Here is a 23,869-nt window from a genome sequence, read left to right on the forward strand (position 1 = left end):
GTGACAACAAATGTAAAAGTGTATGAGCGGGATGTAACGATTCCGACTTACCCAGTTGGTAAACCAGAAAAAAATCCAATGTTTTTAGAAAAAAGAGTCTATCAGGGAAGTTCAGGAAAAGTGTATCCCCATCCGATTATTGAAAAAATATATGATCAAAAAGTAGAAAAAACATATCGATTAGTCATATTAGAGAACGAATACTTGTATGTAGAATTAATGCCGGAAATAGGTGGACGTATTTATCGTGCGCTTGATAAGACGAATGAGTATGACTTTGTTTATTATAATGAAGTCATCAAACCTGCGTTAGTCGGATTGGCGGGGCCTTGGATTTCGGGAGGGATTGAATTTAACTGGCCACAACATCATCGTCCCAATACATTTGGTCCAGTCGAATATACGATAGAAGCGAATCAAAATGGCAGTCAAACGGTTTGGGTGAGCGAAATCGATCGCATGTACGGAACGAAAGGTATGGCAGGTTTTACGCTTCATCCTAATAAAGCTATCATTGAAATCACCGGTCAATTATTTAACCGAACCTGCCAAGCACAAACCTTTTTATGGTGGGCGAATCCAGCTATTCCAGTCAATGATCATACGCAATCTATTTTTCCGCCTGACGTTCGTTTTGTCTTTGATCATGGGAAGCGAGATGTATCTAAATTCCCAATTGCTACGGGTGAATATTACAAAATGGATTATTCAGCAGGTGTGGATATTTCGAAGTATAAGAATATTCCTGTACCAACGTCTTATATGGTTCACCACTCCGATTATAATTTCGTTGGTAGTTATGATTTTAAAGAGCAATCTGGTATTTACCATGTTGCCAATCGCCACATTTCACCAGGAAAAAAACAATGGACATGGGGAAGCGGTGATTTTGGTAAAGCATGGGATCGTAACCTAACGGATGAGAATGGCCCATATGTAGAGCTGATGACAGGCGTCTTCACCGATAATCAGCCTGACTTTACCTGGATACAACCTTACGAAGAAAAGCAATTCACACAATATTTTATGCCATATAAGGATATAGGCGCTATCAAAAATGCCAGTGTAGACGCAGCAGTAAATTTAACATTAAATGATGGGGTACTAACTGCTGGTGTCTATACAACATCAGCTTTCAATAACGTCAAATTAATCATTAAGCATAAGCATAAAACTTTTCAAGAGTTCACGTTCAACTCCACACCTAAAAAAGGCTGGATAAAAACGTTCGAAGTAGACAAAACTGATCAGTTTGATGACTATCTGATCCAAGTTTTTTCAGAGAATGATTGCCTATTAGTTGAATTTCAAGCAGAAGCACCAGCCATTGAAGAAATACCAGAAGCAGCTAAGGCGATCGAAGCTCCAGAAACATTAAGAAATAATGAGGACCTTTTTCTCGCTGGTCAGCATTTGGAACAATATCGTCATGCGACATTTGAGCCTGAAGATTATTATTTGGAAGGTCTACGCCGAAATCCTAGTGATTACCGTATTAATAATGCATACGGACAGTTACTGTTAAGAAGGGGACAATTATCAGGAAGTGAAAAACATTTAGAAAAAGCAATTGAGACGTTAACAAGACATAATCCTAATCCATATGAAATGGAGCCTTACTTCTACCTTGGTCTATGTCTACAATTGCAGGGTAAAACAAAAGAAGCATACCGCACATTTTACAAAGCAACATGGAGTGGTCTTTGGAAGGATAAAGCGATCAGTCATCTCGCAATGATCGCTTACCAGAATGGAGAGATCGAAATGGCACTAAACCATGTTGATGAGGCATTACTTATCAATCAAAACAATTTAATTATACGTAATTTAAGAACAGCATGTCTCCGACAATTAGGTAATCTAGAACAAGCGCTTGATGATACTTTAACAACTATTAAAAAAGACCCGGTTGATTTTGGTGCCAGATATGAACAGTATTTAACTTATATCGCACTTGAAGAAAAAGAAAAAGCCACAGAAGCGTGGGAATCATTAGAGAAGATCACACGAGGGGAAACCCGAAATTACCTTTATTTATCACAGGATCTGCTTATGTCAGGACGATTTGCAGATATCGAGCTCTTGCTTGGTTCGATAAAAAATGACTCAAACCCAATGATCGATTATTATCTGGGCTATGCAGCCCATCATCAGGGGCGTTTAGATCAAGCAAAAAGCTATTATCGGCAAGCAAACCAACAGCCATCAGACTATTGTTTTCCTAATCATTTATATGATTATCTCGTACTAAACAATGCATTAGAAACCGTAGCAGAACAAGATAAGGCACATTATTATCTTGGCAATCTTTTGTATGATAAAAAAAGGTACGAAGAAGCCGCAATTCATTGGCAACAATCGATTGCGATAGAGGATACCTTCCCTACCGCTTTTCGCAACCTAGCTTTTTACTATTATAATAAATTAGGCAATCAGGAAAAAGCTCAAGAAGTATTAGAGAAAGCCTTCAGCCTAGACAAAAAAGATGCAAGAGTTTTTTACGAATTGGATCAATTATACAAAAAGTTAGGTCATTCACCAGAAAAACGAATTAACATCATGGAAAAACACATGGACCTCGTGAAAGAACGAGATGATCTTTTTGTAGAATATATCACGCTTCAACATATTCGAGGAAACTATCAAGAAACATTACCTTTGATTCAGGATAGAATATTCCATCCATGGGAAGGCGGCGAAGGAAAAATTACCAAACAATATACTACCTCCCATATCGGTCTTGCATTAGCCGCAATGGACAATCAAGAATATAGTAAAGCAATAAATCTATTACAAAAAGCGAAAACATTCCCTGAAAACTTAGGTGAGGGCAAGCTTTATGGCGCCCAGGAAAATGATATAAACTATTGGCTTGGTCTAGCCCATTTATTGAATCGACAAAAAGAAGAATCGACTCTCTTCTTTAAAAGAGCAACGCAAGGCCTTAGTGATCCCGCTAATGCTATGTATTACAATGATCAGCCACCAGAGATGATTTTTTATCAAGGACTCGCACACCGCCAATTAGGTGATGGTGAACTTGCTAATGGTACATTTAATAAACTAATAGATTACGGTGAAACACAATTATTCAAAAAATTAGAAATTGATTACTTTGCCGTGTCCTTACCAGATTTTCTCGTGTTTGATGAAGATATGGATCAAAAAAATAAAATTCATTCTTACTTCATGATGGCATTAGGGTATATGGGATTACAAAACAAAGAAAAAGCAAAAGAATTTTTGTACCAAGTGTTGGAATTAAATCCAAGTCATCTAGAGGCAGCTTGGCACCTGCAACATTTTGATAAATTTTATTGATAATTAGTTTGGTGGCATAGGTTTTCATTAGATGAGGCTGGACTAACTCCATTTATTTAAACAAATAAGAGTAGTATCCATCACAAAATGGTGAAGGGTACCACTCTTTTACTTTTAATAGACGGCTTATAATCGCCATACCCTTTAAACAGCTGCAATTGCGTTTCTTGTAATCTTTTTGTTTCCATTCTCAACATCGACAACTGATCAAATTCGGTTACTAGCTCTTCTTTCACTAATGCAGGAACTTTTATTTTTACTATTTCTTCAAGTGCTTTAGTCATTTTACCCTTGATATAATCAGTTCGAAAAGGAATGAGATGCGTTTTTATGGACTGTTGTCCATTCGGAACAGTTGCTACTGGTTTTTAGTACGGGCAAGAGTTAATTTGGTTACTAGCCGGCTAGATGCTGCACTTAAACCACCAATAGCTATGACACTCGCTGCCGATGTGCTATCCAAGAGGAGAATTTCGAGTTGGAGATTCTGATATTTTATTAGCTTATGTGAATGATAACCCTTTTTATATGTCGAAAGATCAATATGAATACTGGAAGCATACCCAACTAATTATTGATGTAGTAGAAGGTCGAGGAGGTATGTTTTCTCTGGAAAACCCAGAAGGTAAGCGATTTTTAATTCGGTCGCGGGTATTTAATTAACCTAAATGAGGATTGATTATTGAATAAAAAAATAAGATGACAAAAACGAAGCTCGAATAAAGGGCTTCGTTTTTTATTGTTAATAATGATTTAAGAATTGACTAATAGGGAGTTAAGTTTCTATTTGAAATAACCATATCCCCTTTTAAGATTTGAATCATATGATCTTTAATCCATTTAGATCCAATTCATGATGTAAAAGATCAAGATTTTCACAAAATCCTATAGTTAAAGCCAAAGAGGTTTTATCAGCTTTCGATTACGTTGTGTAGAGAAATCGAAATTATAATTGAAACTTTTTCACCATTACTTCTAGCTCGCTAGACAGTTTTTCTAATGAATCTGCATTATTTGATAGTTCTTCAACAGAGGTGTCTGTCTGTTGCACAGATGCAGATACTTCTTCGATGCCAGCTGCTGATTCTTGAGAGATCGAAGACATGTGTTCAATCGAAGAATTGATATCCCTACTATTTGTTGTGATATCCGTTAAAGTACTAGAGATATTTTGTATCTTACTACTCATATCACTTACTGCTTGATCTATATTTCCAAATGCTTTTCCAGTTAATGCTAGCTGGTTTGAACCCTCTTCCACCTGATAATATCCCTTTGTTAAGGATTTAGTGACACTACTCGACTCATGTTGGATGTTTTCTACGATGTCTGTAATTTCGATAATAGAATGCGAGACTTGTTCAGATAATTTTCGTATCTCATCTGCTACAACAGCAAACCCTTTACCATGTTCACCAGCTCTTGCAGCTTCAATTGCTGCATTCAAAGCTAATAAATTTGTTTGTTCAGAAATTTCTTGTATCACAGTAACTAGTTTTGCAATTTCTTTTGAACGATCATCTAATCCTTCTACTTTTTGAACGGCTTCTTTCACAATTTCATTAATTTTATTCATTTCATCCAATGAATGGTTCATCAATTCGTTCCCATGTTCTGTGATTTGCAGAACTTCATAAGAAGATTCATTTGCAGAGGAACCATTTTGATTTGCAAGATCAATTCGAGCTGTAAATTGGTTCATTTTTTTAGCTGAATCAGATGATGTGGATGCCTGTTGTTCCGATCCGATGGCTAACTCTTGCATAGTAGATGCTACTTGGCTACTACCTATTTTCAACTCATTACAAGCATTTTTCATTATAGTAGATTTATTGTTTACAACTTGAGATAATTCAGAAATTCTTTTAATTATATCTTTAATATGTGATTGTGTCTCTATAACTGAGTTAGATAATTGACCAAACTCATCTTTTCTCTTCTTTCCATGAATCTTGTTATTTAGATTGCCTTTTGATAATTCGCCCATCACTGTGGTTATTTGTTTTATTGGCTTAGAGAAACTCCGACTTAATAAAAAAGCTATGATGATAGCAACAATCAATGTAGAAATTCCGATAATCATTAAATAAAGGAATATGTTTTTATCGATATTTTTTACAACACCTACATCTTGCTTAATTTGAATCATACCTATTACCTCTGTATTAGTAGGATCATATAATGGCGAATAGGATTCTAGGTTATTTTCATTCTCTTTTGATACTTCATCCCCATTAAAAACTGTATTTAAAATGGACTCTTCTTTGAACACATTCCCAATATTGTTTTTATCGGAAGCAACTAGAATTTTCCCTTCATTATTCATAATATTTAATTGAACACCGTTAAAGGAATCAGTAATAGATTGAATGACTTGGCCGCTTAGACCTGTTTGCAATGATCCTATTACTTTATTACCGTTTTTCAACGGAACAAAGGCTCTAACTGATAAACCACTACTGCCAAATGCAAAACCTGAAGTTTCTTCACCATTTAGTGCTGCTTGAATAGCAGGTATATCATTTTTATCATCCCCAAACTTTTCAGGGTTATGACCTCTAAAAGATACCATTCCATCTTTGCCACCAAATTCAAAGACATCTAACTGATGCTCATTTTGTAATCTTTCAAAAATAGGATCAACTACTGTTCCTAATTTTTTTCGGTCACCATTTTGGAAAGCCTCTAAAAGAATAGGATTCGTTGCATAAGACTTTGTAAGCTCAAGAAGATCTTGTGATACGTTATTTAATTGATTGGTAATCAAATCCTGTGTTGTTGATTGATTATTTTGTAGAATAGTATTAAAACCCTGAGTTGTCTTTGTGTATAGAACTGAACTTATTAAAAGTAAGGGAATAATGGAAATCAATAACATAGAAACAAATAATTTTGCTTTAATGGACTTTGAAATATTCAAGTTATCTCCTCCGAAGTTTATAAATATATGTATCTAATAATTTTATCACTAAAATCAAAATAAGTCTAAAAGGCATAGTCAATAATTCATAATTAATTGTCTGTGTTTCCCTATTGGTATTTTATATGTAAACCACATGATTGCATTGTGGAAAACCCTTGTTTATTGTATTAGACTTCAATTGGAATACTAACAAAAAAAGTTATCGAACCAAGCCCCTGGAGGATCCCAGTGTCAAACGAACCATCCAAAATTGCATTTTAATTAGTAGTTTTTTCTGTTAGTGATTTTTATACTGATTTCTCCAATGAGGAAACTGGCAGCTGGAAAAACTCTTATATATCAATAGAGAAATGAAAAAGATGAAGTATAGTAATAATTTATCATCTTCCTCATTTTTTCCTTCTAAATCTAGATCAAACTCTTATATACCTTTTCAGGGGAGCCCCCATAAAAAACTTGAAAGGCACATAGATTAAAGTTTATGTATAAATATCTAATATTTTGTTAAATCAATGTTACAAACGTTATATTATAATAACTCTTTTAGTAAGTTTTCTGTCTTGAGTAATCTTTTAAAAATTTCTCATAAAAAACTGATTCCTTGCTAGTTTGTTTACTATTGCTTAGCACCTGGATTAGATTATTAATCAACTATATCCATAAAGTATTCAGAGTCCTCATCAATCTTTCTTATAAATTTCTCCAATGAATTAGCTATTTTGGTTTCAAAAAAATATATAGAAGTTTGTTTAGGAGTATTTAAATCAAGCGTTAAATATACCCCCTCGTTCACTTCAAAAAATACTAATTTATCATCATCTTCATATATTCCTTCTAAATCTGGATCAAACTCGTAAATACCTTCTCTCAACGTAATATCAGCTATAGTATCCGGATCCATTATTCTATTTATTGCATTCTCATTTCTTCCTTTGATAAAACCATAGCCAACTTCTAAGTAAAGATATCTAAGTTCATTAGGTAACTCAAAACCGAGCCTCTCTTCCGCATTTAACAGTTCGCTTTCTTGTAGTTTAATAAATTTATGCCTTCCATTTTTTACAAAATCAAATGTTGCCATTAAAATTACCTCCTATCCTGCAGAACGCAGATTTCTGGAATAAGATCCTTCAGTCGTTCTTTCTAAGGTATCATTTGCGATTCATGGCTGTTGGACTTTAGGGTCTGTTGCTACCGGTTTGAGACGGTAAAAAGTCGGTTTTGTTACTAGCTGACTTGTTGTTGCATTAAAACCACCGCTACATATTTCAAAGTGATATTGTTTTAACCATATAGTTCTTTAAAGTTAAAAAACCTTGAAAGGCATATTACCAATCAAGGTTTTAAGTAGCTATGAATTATCTTTTATTGAACCATGATTAACAATTAAAATATGTCTTCAAGAAATCAAAAAATGATGACCAAGTTTCCTTTAACTCCCCTTTTAAAAGCAGTTCGTCTCCACCCTCAAAATTAACTGTATAAACTTTATCTGTTACAGTATCTAGGACTAATACCGAATTTGCTGACATTTCACTTAAAACAAGATACTGCTTCGGAAAACCATGTTCTTTTCTAGAGGTGATTGTGTATGATTCAATATTACTTTCCTCATCTGCTATATCTAGTAATTCAAAGGGTACATATTCTTCCCAAAAAGGTCCTGCATACTGGTTATAAAATTCTTGGAAAGTATCTGATGCATTTACACCTAGCCTTATTAAGGCATACTGTACTAGTTTGCTATCTTCTCGTTTATATATTTCTTCTCCAAGAACTTCATCTAGTCTCTCAGGCAAAATACTAATATTATTTTCCTCCTAAAGCTTCTTTTGCTCGTATTTTCCAATAATTCAACGATGTTGACTTTATAATTCTCTCTTTAGCTTTTCTTTCCTAAAGTAAAACCCATCAAGGTATGATGTTTTTTATTAAGTTAGTAAATCCTATCTTTAAACCAACGAACCTGTTTAATTTCGTAAGTTTTTCGCGTGTTCTCTGTAACAATACTTCGTAAGCTTAAAATGTCTTCTCGTCAAAATATTGTAACTAAATTTTCTCGACTCTAAATAACACCGTCACAAATTAATCTTCACCGTACATTAAATCATCTAAAATTTCATTTTGTCGTTGTATTTCTTTATATCTATCAAGTCTATTCATCAAGTATTCAACAGTTACTTCTTTATTTTTAACTAACTCACATCATACAGTCTAATCTTCGCACCAATATTTAACAATTCATTTATTAATTTTTTAAGTTTTGTATCGTCCTCATCATCTTTAAACAAATTACATTCCATTATCGGACTACCATTTCCAAGTCTGTTTTTTATCTCAGAAAATCCTAAGTTTGTATTTTTTCTTATTGTAGGTAAATATTTTATTTGATTTTCATTTTGTTCCACCACTAAAAGTATTACTGATATATTTATACCCTCCTTAAAAGCCATTATCAACTGAATCATTTAGTGGTTTACCTGGTAGGCTTTTCTTATAGCTACCACCGTGCCATCGATACAAATGTTCTCTAAATTAATTTAAGGAGGTTAGTGAAATCCCCTTTTTAGTGTTAACACAGCTTTTGTTAGAGAAATCTGTGGGGGTGGTAATCAATCGGGTTACTCAGCAAAGTAAGCACGGGGTTGTCGGACTAACACGCAACTCAGGAGTTGAATATGGTGTAAATATTAAAATGATCGCGCCTGGTGCCATTATGATACCAATGATCGAAGGCTCTCTCAAACAATGGGGAGGAGAAAATTGGGGAAAGCAGGAAAGGAGTTCGATTATGCCAATCCAATGAAACACTTTGGTAAACCGGAAAAAGTTGTCTACTTAGCGTCTTCCTATTTTCCGATCCAGCTAATTTCATTAACGGTGCAGTTATTCCGATTATACTTTCCAAGTATTTAAACATACCTTGATGATACAACCATCATGAGTTATGAATTCTAAGTAAGCATTTTTTTGTCGTCCATAGAATAAGTTGCTAACTATGAAACACTTGTTATCTATTTGACAATCAAGTGTTCCATAGTTAGCTGTATAATATAATTTATTGCTAATACTTTTTTATTCTTTATTGTCTTCATATAAGTTATCCATAAATTCATCAATATTATTTGCTAAAAAATACATATTACTCATATCATCAGGCTCTTCTGGTTCTTTCTCATGATCCCAAAAATAAATCTTGTCATAATAAGGATCCTTTGTCCCTAAACATATAACATTTCCTGATGGGTCCTCTCCAATTGGAATAAATCCTAATGGTAACCTTCCTTCCATTATATCTATAAAATCCGTCAAATTATCATACATATCTCCAATACCATAAAAAACATTTAAAACACTTGGTCCTTGCTCGTCAGAAATCATAAATAAATTAGGTATTACTTTTCCTCCATTCCATTTAAGTAAAAAACTTTTATATAATTCTGTTAGTTTAACATTATTTTCAATCTCGAATTTTTCTATTTGTTTTAACGAAAGATTATCATGTGAATCAAATATTTTTGCCATATAAATCCTCCTAATTATTTTCCATTAACGATATTAACTCCACCTGCATGAGTAAATTCTCTATGAACTTTTTTATCAACAAGAATCATTGTTTTTCCATCTTGATGATGATGCCAAGTATAACCTTCAGGCGCTTCATTTAAAGAAGCAACTGGTGGGTCGGAGTCTTTATTCAGTTTTGCCTTTCTATTTGCGTTTTTATAATCTAAAGGACGATTTGTTGGACTTGCAATTTCAATTTCTACCGGTTTAACAGTTGGATGTGAGTATTCAGTGAAATCTGGATAACCATCAGGATATCTTACAGTTTGTCCCTTCTTATTTGTATATACCCAAGTTCCATTTTCATCTATTTTCACAGTTCCACCTTTTTTTAACCATTTCTCTGGAACAGGTGAGTATTGCGGCTTAGTAGCAAGCTGTCCCTTTGTGAATTTCACTTCTAAAGTCCCTTTATTACCATCCCCACGTCCTTTAAACAACTGCAACTGCGTCTCTTGCAACCTTTTCGTTTCCATCCTCAACATCGACAACTGACCAACTTCAGTTACTAGCTCTTCTTTCACTATTATAGGAACTTTTACTTTCCCTATTTCTTCAAGTGCTTTATTCATTTTCACCTTTATATAATCACTTCGATAAGGGATGAGCTGCACTTTGGTTGTTTGTGGGCCTGTTGTTACTGGTTTCGGACGGGCAAGAGTTGATTTGGTTACTAACTGGCTAGATGCTGCACTTAAACCACCAGTAGCTATGGCACTTGCTAAGCCTAAGCTATTCAGCCAATGTTCGGGTGAATAAGCTTCCTCAGGATTAACGGCATTTACTGTCATTTCACTGGTTCCCATCATAGCATAGTTTAAAAAGTTTGAGACACTCACGTCATCTTTTAACGCTTGATAACGGTGTTCAAATCCGTCTTTTATGCCTAGCACCGCGTCTGGTATACCAAATGTTACGTAGTTGGCAAAATCATATCCAGAATCATACTTCTTTTCATTTCGTTCTTGAGCGGAGTCTACCACAGACTCACCAATTATTTTGAAACTGTCCCATGACTTGGTGACCGGTTCTACTATCGCTCCATTTATGATATCTTTCCCTGCTGTTTTTACATTTGTAGCATGGTTTGTATATGCTATCCCTGCCTTTAACAAATAACGTTTTGTTACGTCCACTTGTTGAGTTAGTGTCTGCTGCCACCAACGGTTTGCTTGAAGAATGTGTTGAAGACGGGACATGAAAAAGGCTTGGATACGTTCCGCTAATTGTAAATCTGTGGATGTTGCTTTTTCATATTTTTTCAAACCTGTCAATTGTCTGCTTTCGCGTGAATGTCTGAAAGCTAAAATAGATTGTCTATCTCTTTCCTTTTGCGTCAAGAGCATTCGTTCAAATGGCGCTTGCTCGATTGCATCCGCTACAAATGAAGTAATAAAAGGTAACTGTACTTGAAAATTATGTTTCGTATCATGCTTAACGGAGTGCTTGGTCACTTTATCCATCAATACTTTGATTTCATGTAATGAGCTTTCCATCTGTTCATTATCCCTACGAAAGGAATTGGAATAAGTGCTCATTTTACGTGATAGCTTACTCATGACACGAATACTATTTTCTTTGGATTCTAGTAGATGGTAAGTCGATGGAGGTTGGGCAGATGTCAGATCTGAAACGCTATTGATTGTGCGTTCCACATCCCTTTGAATGTGCTCTAGTTGCCTATATGTATCTAGTATATCATGTTCTTCTGACTCTAAGTAACCAGTATGTAAAATAGCATGGCTATTACTGTCTACTTCATCAGAGAACGCTTGGAGGTGCTTTGTTATGTTAGCTTCCAACTGTTCAAAAACACCTACGAATGCTTGAAGCAATATGTCATGTAAAACTTGAAAATACTCCTTTGCTGCATCTGCTGCTTCTCCCTGAAATCGCTCCATATTTATTATTTCATCAATGTTGATTGAACCTTATGTAATGCTTCTTTGATGGAGGCTGTTTCTCTTTTTATTTCTTGATCAAAGTCATTTACTTCCTCGATATTTACTCTCACATTCGACATGTTCCACTCCTCTTATCTTAAAGGTAATAATATCCATTACAAATTTTAACATATTAGGAAGAACTATTTACATAGGGTAAAATCACTATTTATTTGATGGATATAATTACTTAAGGCCTATGGATAGTTATGTAAAATACGTTACAGTTCTTCTAAGAAAAGTGGATCAAAAATAACCACTGATTGAAAAGTCCCGTTTTTCACCCTTGACATCTGTTTAAATATTGATATACTCCTTGGTAAAAGCGTTTACAATAATTATATTGTGATTTAGGATTGTTACTGATCAAGCAGGCAAAACCTAAGTTATTGAATAGTACATCGCCCAGTATTAGTTGGGGGAAGTATGTATTATTCAATAGCTTAGGTTTTTTAATTCATTTTTTCCTTTATCATTGGGGTAAAATAGGTTTAACGTCCAAAATATCGAATAAAAGGATGTCTGATATGAAAATTAATAAAGTTTTAAATAATAATGTCGTCGTCACTACTAACCAACATGGTCAAGAAATGGTTGTTATGGGGAAAGGTTTAGCATTTCAGAAAAAAGTGGGACAAAGAATTGATGAAGATAAAATTGAAAAGAATTTTGTCCTACAAGATACTGGAACAAGTGAAAAGCTAAATCAATTATTACAAGATACGTCAGATAAATATTTGGATGTCGCTTCTGAAATTTATGAACATGCACGGTCTAAATTACCGTATAAGTTGAATGATTACTTATATATCGCATTAACAGATCATATCAGTTTTGCGATTACGAGAATGAAGGAAGGCATTCAATTAAAAAACACATTGCTATTCGAGATACGCAAATATTATAAAAAAGAATTTGAAATTGGTTTGCACTCATTGGATATTATTGAAGATTATACAGGTATAAGAATGAACGAGGATGAAGCAGCATCTATTGCTCTTCACTTAATCAATAGTCAGCTATCTGGGGAAAACATGGAAATGGCCGTCCAGGTAACTGATGTTGTCAACAAGGTTTTAAATATCGTGAAATATCATTATAAAACAGAAATAGATGAAAACTCTATCAACTATGAACGATTTTTAACTCATTTGCGTTTCTTTACGGTGCGATTTTTACGTGAAGAGCATATTGAAGAAACTATTGATGAATTCTTTTATGAGCAAGTACAAAGTAAATATCACCAAGCATACAAATGTACAGAAAAAATAGCTACTTTTTTGGAAAAGAATTTTAATTGGGTATTAACCAAAGATGATATGGTATATTTGACAATCCATATTCATCGCGTTACCTATCGACAAAGAAAGACGAACTAAAAATGGAGAAAGCGATTTAATTTGTGATTGACAAGAAAAAAAGAAGGTGATAAATTAAATGTACAAAACCTATAGGAAAAGTAAGGAATGTTACCTTATTGGGCATAACCTGAATGAATTGGAAGCGCATAGCTATCACTATGTGTGTATAAACCAGTTCATTCAGGTTTTTTATTTGCTCTAAATAAACCCCTTACATGAAAAATGAAAGCTTTCATAAAACATTAATTAGAGAGGTGAAACGATCATGAAATATCAACAGTTAGCAAGGGATATTATTCAACATGTTGGTGGAAAAGAAAATGTAAACAGTGTCGTTCATTGTATTACACGACTCCGTTTTAAATTAAAAGATGAAAGTAAAGCGAATACAGAAGCATTAAATAAAATGGATGGTGTTGTAACCGTTCGTAAAAGTGGCGGTCAATATCAAGTAGTTATTGGAAATCATGTAGCAGATGTTTATAAAGCAGTAGTTGCTGAAGGTGGATTTGAAGCAAAAGCTGAAGTAGATCAAGACGAAGAAAAAGGCAATTTGCTGAATCGTTTTATCGATATGATCTCTGGTATTTTTACACCTATTCTTGCAGTATTAGTAGCATCTGGTGTGTTAAAAGGTTTTAATGCATTATTTGTAGCAGTTGGGTTATTGAATGAACAAGGTGGAACCTATCAAATTTTAAATGCAATTGGAGATGGACTATTCTACTTCTTACCAGTGATTTTAGGTTATACCGCAATGAAAAAATTTGGAGGAACCCCGTTCTTAGGTATGGTTATCGCGATGGCGTTAGTATACCCTGACTTGGAAGGGATTCCAGCATCAGGTGAGCCATTGTATACGTTATTTGCGGGAACAATGTATGAATCACCAGTATATATTGAATTTTTAGGTATTCCAGTAATCTTAATGACATATTCGATGTCCGTTATTCCGATTATCATCGCAACATTTTTTGCAGCTAAACTAGAAACAACTTTTGCCAAATTTGTTCCAGATGTATTAAAGATGTTCCTAGTACCATTGTTAACCATGCTTATTATTATACCTTTAACTTTTATTATCATTGGTCCTATTGCTACTTGGGCAAGTCAATTATTAGGAGCCGCAAGTGTTGGCATTTATGATCTAAGTCCAATTATTGCCGGTATTTTTATTGGTGGTTTATGGTTAGTGTTTGTCATGTTTGGATTACACTGGGGGCTTGTACCAATTGCAATTAATAACTTTGCAACAATTGGTCATGATCCAATTTTAGCTTTAATATTTGCACACTCATTTGCATTAGCAGGTGCCTTAACTGCTGTTATCATTAGATCGAGAAATCAAAAAACAAAAGCATTAGCTCCACCAGCAATTGTTTCTTCCATATTCGGTGTAACAGAACCAGGTATGTATGGTGTTGCGTTACCACTAAAATGGCCATTTATTTTTACTGCTGTATCGTCAGCTGTTGGTGGTGCCATATTAGGTATGTTTGGAACACTTGGTTACAATATGGCAGGGTTAGGTGTCTTCCAAATTCCAAGTTTTATTCATCCTGAAGAAGGATTGAATCAGTCCTTTGTTGCAGCTATTATTTCTATGCTTGTTGCAGCCGTATTGTCCTTTGTTCTAACTTATTTCTTTGGAGGTATTAGAAAACAAAAAGCAGGGGCTGAAGCATCAGAAAAACCATCAAATACGGAGCCAGCCAATGATAGTGAACCAGAAGTTAAAAGTGAGGTAATTACAAGCCCTTTAACTGGAGAAGTAAGAAAGTTAGAAGAAATTGATGACACTGCTTTCGCATCTGGAGCTCTAGGTAAAGGAATTGCAATTGAACCTATAGACGGTAAGTTAGTATCGCCTGTTTCAGGAACCATTTCCGCTTTATTCCCGACAAAACATGCGATCGGTATTACATCTGATAATGGTGCGGAGATTTTAATCCATGTTGGTTTAGATACGGTTCAACTTGAAGGAAAATATTTCGAAACATCGTTACAGCAAGGAGAACGAGTAGAAAAAGGTCAAGAACTTCTGACTTTTGATATAGATGGAATTCAAGAAGCTGGTTTTGAGATTACGACACCAGTAGTTGTAACGAACCATGAACAATATCAACTAAAAATAATAGAACAATCTAGTGTAACTGCAGAAAGTACTGTTATTGAATTGACATCTAAATAAAGGGAAAGGGGCTGTCAAAGGCTCCTTTTTCACATAATAATTGGGGGACTGAACGATGATAAATAAATTTCCAAAAGATTTTCTTTGGGGTGGCGCTATAGCAGCTAATCAAGTAGAAGGTGCCTATTTAAAAGATGGAAAAGGATTAACAACGGTTGATCTTTTACCAACAGGCGAAAATCGTTTTCCGATTATGCTAGGAAAAGTGGAAAACTATACACCACAAGAAAATGAATTCTATCCATCACATGAGGCGATTGATTTTTATCATCGCTATAAAGAAGATATTGCCCTTTTTGCAGAAATGGGGCTTAAATCATTTCGTCTATCTATTTCTTGGGCACGTATTTTTCCAAATGGAGATGACGCAGAACCTAATGAAGCAGGATTACAATTTTACGATGATGTGTTAGATGAATTAAACAAATATGGAATTGAACCAGTGGTGACATTGGCGCATTTTGATGTACCTGTTCACTTGGTGAAAGAATATGGAAGTTGGAAAAATCGAAAAGTAGTAGACTTCTTTGAAAAATATGCTAAAACCGTTTTTACGAGGTACAAAGATAAAGTGAAGTATTGGTTAACCTTTAATGAGATCAATATGCTATTACACTTACCATATGTTGGGGCAGGACTTATTTTTAAAGAAGGTGAAGACAAACAACAAGTCATGTATCAAGCAGCTCATCATCAATTAGTTGCAAGTGCTTTAGCTGTAAAAGCAGGTCATGAGATCATTCCTGGAGCACAAATTGGTTGTATGTTGGCAGCTGGTATGACGTATCCGTATTCTTGTAATCCGGATGATATCCAAAAAGCGATGGATCAAGATCGTGAATCATTCTTCTTTATTGATGTGCAGTCTCGTGGTGAATATCCAGGCTATGCCAAGCGCTTCTTTGCAGAAAATGATATTGAGCTAGCGATCGAACCAAATGATGAAGCATTATTAAAGAAGTATACCGTGGATTATATTGGCTTTAGCTATTACAGTTCTCGAGCTACGAGTACAGATCCAGAAGTATTAAAAGATAAAACAGGTGGAAACGTATTTGATTCGATTACCAATCCATACTTAGAAGCTTCTGAATGGGGCTGGACGATTGATCCGAAAGGTTTCCGCATTACAGCTAATCAACTATATGATCGCTATCAAAAACCGTTATTTGTTGTTGAAAATGGTTTAGGTGCGATGGATCAATTGGATGAAGATAACGAAATAAAAGATGATTACCGGATCGCTTATTTACGTGAGCATATCAAACAAATGGGGGAAGCACTGAAAGATGGTGTGGAAATCATTGGTTATACAAGTTGGGGGCCGATTGATATCGTAAGTGCTTCAACAGGTGAAATGAAGAAACGCTATGGCTATATTTATGTAGATCGTGATAATGAAGGAAAAGGAACGTTGAACAGAAGTAAGAAGAAAAGTTTTGATTGGTATAAGCAAGTAATTGGATCGAATGGAGAAAATGTAGAATAAGGAGGCAACATGATGACTAGTAAAACATATCAATTCCCAAAAAATTTCTTATGGGGTGGAGCAACTGCTGCTAATCAAATCGAAGGTGGCTTTCATGAAGGTAATAAAGGATTGAATATTGCAGATGTCCTACCAGGCGGGAAAGGCCGTTTAAATATATTAAAAGAACCAGGATTTAATTTTGAAATCGATAAAGATAAATATACGTATCCTAACCATGAAGCAATCGACTTTTATCATCGGTATAAGGAAGATATTGCGTTATTTGCAGAAATGGGTTTTAAAGTATTCCGTATGTCCATTGCATGGACACGAATTTTTCCAAAAGGCGATGAAAAAGAACCGAATGAAGAAGGCTTAGCTTTTTATGATCGGGTATTTGATGAATTACACAAGCACGGCATTGAACCAGTTGTAACTATTTCACATTATGAGATGCCATTAGATTTAGTGAAAAATTATGGTGGTTGGAGAAGTCGTGAGGTTGTTACATTCTTCGAGCGCTATGTACATGCTATCTTTAATCGTTATAAAGATAAAGTGAAATATTGGATGACCTTTAATGAGATCAATAGTGGTTTAGTGATGCCAATTATGGGGTTAGGTTTTTCCATTCAAAACGAAGAGGATAAATATACACCAACATTCCAAGCATTTCACCATCAATTTGTAGCAAGTAGTTTAGCAGTGAAAGCTTGTCATGAAATTATTCCAGATGCACAAATTGGGTGTATGATTATCTATGCTCCCGTTTACTCTTATGATTCAAATCCTGAAAATGTGATGTACGCCTTAGAAGAAGAGCGTCTGTTTAATTATTATTGTGCAGATGTTCAAATTCGCGGCGAATACCCAGCATTTATCAATCGCTACTTTAAAGAAAATAACATTGAATTAGATATGAAAGAAGGCGATTTAGAACTAATCAAAGAGCATACTGTCGATTATATTGGATTTAGTTATTACATGTCTCGCACCGAAAAATTAGATAAATCTGATCAAGCGAATGCCGATGGAAATATTATGTCAGGTGTTCGTAATCCATTCTTGAAGGCTAGTGACTGGGGTTGGGAAATCGATCCAACCGGTTTACGAATTGCTTTGAATCAATTATATGATCGTTACCGTGTACCCCTGTTTATTGTGGAAAATGGTTTAGGTGCATATGACAAAGTAGAAGAAGATGGTTCTGTTCAGGATGATTATCGCATTGAATACTTGCGTGACCACATTGCTGCCATGGGTGAAGCTATTGAAGACGGTGTAGATTTAATGGGTTACACTGCTTGGGGATGCATTGACTTAGTAAGTGCATCGACCGGTGAAATGTCTAAGCGTTATGGTTTTATTTATGTCGATAAAGATGATGAAGGTAGAGGCACATTAGATAGAAGTCGCAAAAAATCTTTCTATTGGTATAAAGACGTGATTGAAAGTAATGGAGGAAGATTATAAATGATTGGGAGGCACCCTTGTTTGATAGGGGTGTCTTTTGTTCTAAGAAAAGAAAGCATAAAATTTGTGCGGATGTCCTAGCTCCGATCGCCCAAAAACTAGGCGACTTCACGAATCGCACTTATACCCTTGGGTGAAAGTCATCATCGGTTCGTAACCTCACCTTGATTCCTTTATCTCAGTTGATTCTGAAGTCGCTATGTTTCTAAACGGGCGCTCTGCGCTTTTCTTAAGAATAGGAAAGTATAAAATTCTTAATTTTTCTAAATGTGTTACGGTGAGCTTAAATCAAGTCTATATTAAGACGAATTATACGTCTTTAAATGAAATACCTTTTACTTCCGAATACTTGATAACCTTTGATATAAATCGGATAGTTAAAGGTATTTTTAATAACTACTAAATGAATTATTACAATAACAAATTTGTTAATTATTAATAAATTTGTTATTTTATTATCATAAATATTGAGTATGATATATATTTATAGTAACCTAATGAATGAGTGCAGTTTATATGTTGCCTTAATGTAAGCGATTCATTAACTGTAATTACTAAATGGGGGTGTTTATAAATCATAATTAACAAAAATGTAAATTTTATATAACAACAGTGATGTTAAATTGTCTTAATGCGTTTAAATGAATTTATTCGACAACTCTACTAAAAGTGGATGTTGGAGTAATGCAAAGAGTGCCCTAACATCAAGGTAATAGCAATTTCGAAATATTTTAAGAAAAATGACCACGCTTACAAAAGGTGAGCGAAAGGAGAAGAGCAATAATGATACGTTTTATAAAAAGAATAGCAATGATTGGCCTTTTATTGTTGTTCGTCATACCGAGTACTGTGCTCGGTGAAGAGCAAACGAATACAGAAACTAAAGAATTTGACCGTGCTTCTGTTCATGACCCATCCATTATTAAAGCTAAAGATGGTACTTATTACGTGTTTGGTTCACATATAGCGGTTGCTAAATCAACGAATTTAAGTAACTGGAATTCTATAGTGGATCGAGAATACCAAACTCCTGAAAATAACCCTATCTATGGTGACTTATCTTCTAATCTAGCAGAGTCATTTAAATGGGCAGGGGAAGATGATGCTGATAGTTCAGGGGGCTATGCGGTATGGGCACCAGATATCTTCTGGAACAAAGACTATGTTTGGGAAGATGGTTCAACAGGTGCTTATATGCTATATTATAGTGTTTCCTCTACTTATATTCGCTCGGCTATCGGTATAGCAGTATCAAAAGATATCGAAGGTCCATTTGAGTATACCGACACTGTTATATATTCTGGTTTCACGAATTATGAAAGCTATGACAATAATAGTGATGTGAACAAACATTGGAAAAATACCAATATCTCTAACCTTATTGATGAGGGGACTATTGGTGAAGTCAATCCAGACTGGTTTACCGAAGAAGGTAACTTCAACAATGCGCTATATACCAATGCAATTGATGCGAATATTCTCTATGATGAGAATGGTGACCTATATATGACCTATGGTTCGTGGTCAGGTGGTACATTCATTTTAGAGTTGGATAAAGAAACTGGTACACCGATCTACCCTGGAGAAGATGGAGAAACTTCTGATGGTAGAATGATTGATCGATATTATGGTACGAAGATTGCTGGTGGATATGGAAGATCAGGTGAGGGAACGTATGCGGTTTATGATGAGGAGACCGATTATTATTACCTTTATATTACGTATGGTGGACTAGCTTCTGATGGCGGCTATCAAATGCGACAGTTTAGATCAAAAAACATTAAAGGTCCTTATGTAGATGCTGCAGGAAACGAAGCTGTTTTTCCTGAAAGCTTTAATTTAGGTGTAGGTAATTTCCCAGGGAATGATGATCATAAAGAAATAGGTAATAAAATGATGGGGAACTTCCTGTTTAAGAGAGACCTTGGTGAAGAAGGTTCAGGAATCGGTACTGGATATATGGCGCCAGGCCACAACTCTTATTTAATTGATGATGAACTTGGCAAAGAGTTTATTGTTACACATACACGCTTTCCTAAAGAAGGGGAAATGCATCAAGTTCGTGTACACCAAACATTTAAAAATAGTGACCAATGGCCAGTACCAACACCATATCACTATGCTGGCGAAGAAATAGAAGCGGTTTCAGAATCAGCTGTAACAGGGGACTATAAATATATAAATCATGGTAAGGAAATTACTGGTGAGTTAACAGAATCAACTTGGGTCAAATTAAATGAAGACCATACTGTTACAGGTGCTGTCACTGGTACATGGAAGCTATATGATAATTACAGAGTTGAATTGACAGTGGATGGCGCAACATACGATGGTGTGTTTCTTCGCCAATATGATCCTACATCTGACAAGTGGGTCATGACGTTTAGTGCAATGTCAAGTGAAGGTGTTGTGATCTGGGGAAGTCATGTAGAAAGTAAACCCGATCAAGAAGTGGTAGATGGTATTAAACAAGAATTAAATGAAAGCCTTCCAGAACAGGCGATTTCAGACATTACTTTACAGACATTGGCAACACAGGGAACGGAAATTACGTGGGAGTCTTCTCATCCAGAAGTTATATCAACGGAAGGAGTTGTTAATAGACCGACATTTGGTTCGGAAGATGCCAATGTAGAATTGACAGCAACGATCGCTTTAGGAGAGATTACCGAAACGCTAACGGTAACCGTAACAGTTCCAGCAGAGGAGCAAGGTGGTCTATCAGCCTTTTATGATTTTAGTGACGGATTGTCAGATCGCTCTGGTAATCAAGAAGATGCTACTGTTACTGGAAATCGTATTCATAATACCGGCGGCGAGATTACCTTTGCTGACGGTATCGTTGGACAGGCTGCCAAATTCGATGGCAAATCTGGATTGAAGTTGGCTGATGGTTTAATTGCTAGTGATCAATATTCTATTTCTCTATGGATGAAACCAGAAGAAATAACGGAATTTACTACAACATTTTTTGGTGCTAGAACGGAAAATAATTGGATCAGCCTTGTACCTAATGCACAAAACGTTACTAAGGTATGGTCCCATAACGGTGATGACTGGTATGATGCAACATCCGATTCCATTATTCCTACAGGAGAGTGGACACACTTCGCTTTTACTGTAAATGAAGGAGAAGCAAAAGTATATATTAATGGGGAAGAGAAATTCTCTGATACTAATTTCCCTGATGTCTTTACAACGGTAGATGCACAATTTAGTTTAGGTGTAAACTTTTGGGATACACCGTTTAAAGGTTTAATGGATGAGGTTCGCGTCTATGATGGAGTAGTACTTCCAGCAGAAGAAGTTCAGGCTCTTTATCAAAGTCCTGATGGTTTAACAGCACATTATCGCTTTGAAGATAATTTAGAAGATGCAACAGGTAATACCGGTGCTGGAACGATAACGGGTAATTCCATTAATAATACAGGTGGAGAAATTTCCTATCAGCAAGGTATAGATGGACAAGCGGCTGTATTTAATGGTGAATCAGGTGTTCTTTTACCGAATGGATTAATTGCAAGCAATAATTATTCTGTATCTGTGTGGCTAAATCCAATAGAAATAACGCAGTATACCACAACATTCTTTGGTAGTAGAGATCAAAATAATTGGATCAGCCTTGTACCGTCTGGACCAGGGGCTGGAAATACCATGCTTTGGTCAGGAAGCGAAACGTGGTATGATGCCACTTCCGAATCACAAATACCAACCAATCAATGGACACATGTAGCTTTTACGGTCGATAATGGCGAAATTACGGTCTATGTAAATGGTGAAGAGGCCTTTACGGGCACAGACTTCCCAGATATATTTACAACTACAGATGGTGTCTTTGGACTAGGTGTAAACTATTGGGATACGCCATATAATGGGTTGATGGATGATTTACAGATCTACGGTAATAAGGTACTTACGGCTAGTGAAGTAAATGATTACTACACTAGTGTTAAAGCTCCAGGAACAGATGGAGATGATGATTCATCAGATCATGAAGACGAAAATGAAGAAGATGGTTCATCAGAAGACGAGGGACAAGAAGTTGAAGACAAAGTTGTTAGTAATGTAGATGAATTAGAGAAAGTTAATAATGTTTATCAAACAAATGTAGACACTAAGAAAACCATTATCAAAAAAGAAGTGATTGATCAGTTAGAGGAAACAGCTTTTATTGCCTTACAAAAGGATAACGTTCAAGTGAAAATTCCGGTATCGATTCTCAAAGGTAAAGAGGATATTGTATTTGAATTAGGAGAGGTATCGGAAACAATTAAGTCGAAACATACAAATGCAGTAAGTGAGTTGTATGATTTCACTTTAACGTCTGGTGGTAAAGAGATCAGCTTTGATTCACCTGTAACATTAACATTTAAAGTGGACGTAGAAAAAGTTACAAATTGGGATAATTTAAGAGTTATCTATGTTGATGATAACGGCGAACAAAAGGAGCAAATCATACCAGGAAGTGTCGATAGTTCAACGGGTGAAGTAACAGCAGATGTAGCTCACTTCAGTATCTATGGTGTATTTGAAATAGCGGATGATGGAACAAGTGGTGATGATCCATCAGACAATGAAGATGGTACAGGAGACGATGGTTCATCAGAAAATGACGGTGAATCAGGTGATGAAAGTACATCAGGCAATGATGATCAAGCAGAAGGCGATGGAGAAGCCTTACCAGACACGGCTACAAATCAATATAATTGGTTGGCGTTAGGGCTATTATTAATGGCCATCGGTGTAGGTTTGTTCTTAACGGTAAGAGAAAGAAAAAATACTGCTAATTAAAGGTATGGTGTTTGAACCCCTTGGCCAAGGAGCCAGGGGGTTTTTTTGTTCAGGCAGAACATGTCTGAAAATTTCAAATGAAACTTGACAATTCAAAAATGATATTGTATGCTGGTGACAGTCACTAATGACTGACATTAATTTGAGAGGTCGAGGGTCAAATGAATTCTAATAGAAAACAGGACACTGCTGATAAAATTATGACGGCTGCTATAGATCTTATGGCAGAAAGAGGCTACAACGGCGTTACGACTGAAGAAATAGCAACAAAAGCTGGTTTTAGTGAAAAAACGTTGTTTAGACACTTTAAAAGCAAACAAAATTTGTTAGAATCAGCTTTTCATCGTTATCATTATGCAGAAGAGATGAAAGATCTCTTTGACAAGAAAATAACATGGGATCTCCATACAGACTTGATGATGATTAGCCGAAACTACCACCGAATCATGCATCAGAATCGAAAACTTATCCAAATTAGTGGAAGAGAGCGTGAGAATCTTCCTGGTTTTCAGGAATCTACTCACAAACACCCGCAACAGTTAAAAGAGTTCTTAACCGATTACTTTGAAGAAATGTACAATAAGGGAAAAATCATACAAACAGATCCCGAAAGACAGGCAGTCGTCTTCCTGTATATGCATTATGGTGCAGCCACGGGGAGAATCAACAATGATCCCATTCTTGAAGCTTTTTCGATTGAAGACTTTATTGAAGAAAGTATTTCGATATTTACTAGGGCTTTAACCCCCTAGTTATTTTTTAAAGACTTAATGTCAGTCAGTGGTGACTGTCAAAAAAGTGAGGGATTATTACAAAGTTATTATCTGG

The 23,869-nt window shown here is 35.4% G+C and carries 15 protein-coding genes and 1 pseudogene; 9 read left to right on the forward strand and 7 right to left on the reverse strand.

All coding sequences use genetic code 11. From position 1 onward, the window contains the following. On the forward strand, positions 1–3,321 hold the full coding sequence (locus ACTWP4_RS03985; RefSeq protein WP_443127472.1) for a DUF5107 domain-containing protein: 3,321 nt from the start codon (positions 1–3) through the stop codon (positions 3,319–3,321). Positions 3,322–3,401: 80 nt separating this feature from the next. On the opposite strand, the gene ACTWP4_RS03990 is transcribed toward ACTWP4_RS03985, so the two are convergent. Beyond that, a complete protein-coding gene (locus ACTWP4_RS03990) occupies positions 3,402–3,605 on the reverse strand; it encodes a hypothetical protein (RefSeq protein WP_443127473.1) in 204 nt (67 codons plus the stop codon). A gap of 157 nt (positions 3,606–3,762) precedes the next feature. On the opposite strand from ACTWP4_RS03990, the pseudogene ACTWP4_RS03995 reads away from it, so the two are divergent. Next, a pseudogene (locus ACTWP4_RS03995) lies at positions 3,763–3,984 on the forward strand (DUF779 domain-containing protein); the annotation flags it as partial. 283 nt (positions 3,985–4,267) lie between these two features. Here the strand turns inward: ACTWP4_RS03995 and ACTWP4_RS04000 are convergent. From ACTWP4_RS04000 to ACTWP4_RS04015, 4 genes are all read right to left on the reverse strand, one after another. Beyond that, positions 4,268–6,241 (reverse strand): methyl-accepting chemotaxis protein, encoded by a 1,974-nt coding sequence (locus ACTWP4_RS04000; protein WP_443127474.1) that lies wholly within the window; start codon positions 6,239–6,241, stop codon positions 4,268–4,270. Positions 6,242–6,887: 646 nt separating this feature from the next. Further along, positions 6,888–7,325, reverse strand: a complete 438-nt coding sequence (locus tag ACTWP4_RS04005) for an SMI1/KNR4 family protein (RefSeq protein WP_443127475.1) — start codon at positions 7,323–7,325, stop codon at positions 6,888–6,890. Positions 7,326–7,623: 298 nt separating this feature from the next. Further along, the gene (locus ACTWP4_RS04010; RefSeq protein ID WP_443127923.1) at positions 7,624–8,052 is read right to left on the reverse strand and encodes an SMI1/KNR4 family protein; all 429 of its coding nucleotides are present in this window, start codon (positions 8,050–8,052) and stop codon (positions 7,624–7,626) included. Between the two features lie 387 nt (positions 8,053–8,439). After that, positions 8,440–8,712, reverse strand: a complete 273-nt coding sequence (locus tag ACTWP4_RS04015) for a hypothetical protein (RefSeq protein ID WP_443127476.1) — start codon at positions 8,710–8,712, stop codon at positions 8,440–8,442. 295 nt (positions 8,713–9,007) lie between these two features. Here ACTWP4_RS04015 and ACTWP4_RS04020 point away from each other — a divergent pair, with 295 nt between their 5' ends. After that, entirely contained in the window at positions 9,008–9,160 is a 153-nt protein-coding gene (locus tag ACTWP4_RS04020; protein WP_443127477.1) for a hypothetical protein, read from the forward strand. 159 nt (positions 9,161–9,319) lie between these two features. Here the strand turns inward: ACTWP4_RS04020 and ACTWP4_RS04025 are convergent, their stop codons facing one another. Beyond that, entirely contained in the window at positions 9,320–9,769 is a 450-nt protein-coding gene (locus ACTWP4_RS04025; RefSeq protein WP_443127478.1) for an SMI1/KNR4 family protein, read from the reverse strand. Between the two features lie 14 nt (positions 9,770–9,783). Next, entirely contained in the window at positions 9,784–11,712 is a 1,929-nt protein-coding gene (locus ACTWP4_RS04030; RefSeq protein WP_443127479.1) for a T7SS effector LXG polymorphic toxin, read from the reverse strand. Between the two features lie 569 nt (positions 11,713–12,281). Here ACTWP4_RS04030 and licT point away from each other — a divergent pair. The 6 genes from licT (at position 12,282) to ACTWP4_RS04060 (ending at position 23,793) form a co-directional block, all read left to right on the forward strand. After that, positions 12,282–13,133: a BglG family transcription antiterminator LicT gene (gene licT / locus ACTWP4_RS04035; RefSeq protein ID WP_443127480.1), complete on the forward strand. Its 852-nt coding sequence runs from the start codon at positions 12,282–12,284 to the stop codon at positions 13,131–13,133. 247 nt (positions 13,134–13,380) lie between these two features. Beyond that, on the forward strand, positions 13,381–15,306 hold the full coding sequence (locus ACTWP4_RS04040) for a beta-glucoside-specific PTS transporter subunit IIABC (RefSeq protein ID WP_443127481.1): 1,926 nt from the start codon (positions 13,381–13,383) through the stop codon (positions 15,304–15,306). A gap of 55 nt (positions 15,307–15,361) precedes the next feature. Next, the gene (locus ACTWP4_RS04045) at positions 15,362–16,795 is read left to right on the forward strand and encodes a 6-phospho-beta-glucosidase (RefSeq protein ID WP_443127482.1); all 1,434 of its coding nucleotides are present in this window, start codon (positions 15,362–15,364) and stop codon (positions 16,793–16,795) included. Between the two features lie 12 nt (positions 16,796–16,807). After that, positions 16,808–18,250: a glycoside hydrolase family 1 protein gene (locus ACTWP4_RS04050; RefSeq protein WP_443127483.1), complete on the forward strand. Its 1,443-nt coding sequence runs from the start codon at positions 16,808–16,810 to the stop codon at positions 18,248–18,250. Positions 18,251–19,033: 783 nt separating this feature from the next. Beyond that, positions 19,034–23,041 (forward strand): LamG-like jellyroll fold domain-containing protein, encoded by a 4,008-nt coding sequence (locus ACTWP4_RS04055; RefSeq protein WP_443127484.1) that lies wholly within the window; start codon positions 19,034–19,036, stop codon positions 23,039–23,041. 161 nt (positions 23,042–23,202) lie between these two features. Then, positions 23,203–23,793: a TetR/AcrR family transcriptional regulator gene (locus tag ACTWP4_RS04060; RefSeq protein ID WP_443127485.1), complete on the forward strand. Its 591-nt coding sequence runs from the start codon at positions 23,203–23,205 to the stop codon at positions 23,791–23,793. Positions 23,794–23,869 lie beyond the last annotated feature (76 nt).

The sequence above is a fragment of the Gracilibacillus sp. D59 genome (assembly GCF_052246695.1).
Classification (GTDB): Bacteria; Bacillota; Bacilli; order Bacillales; family Amphibacillaceae; genus Gracilibacillus.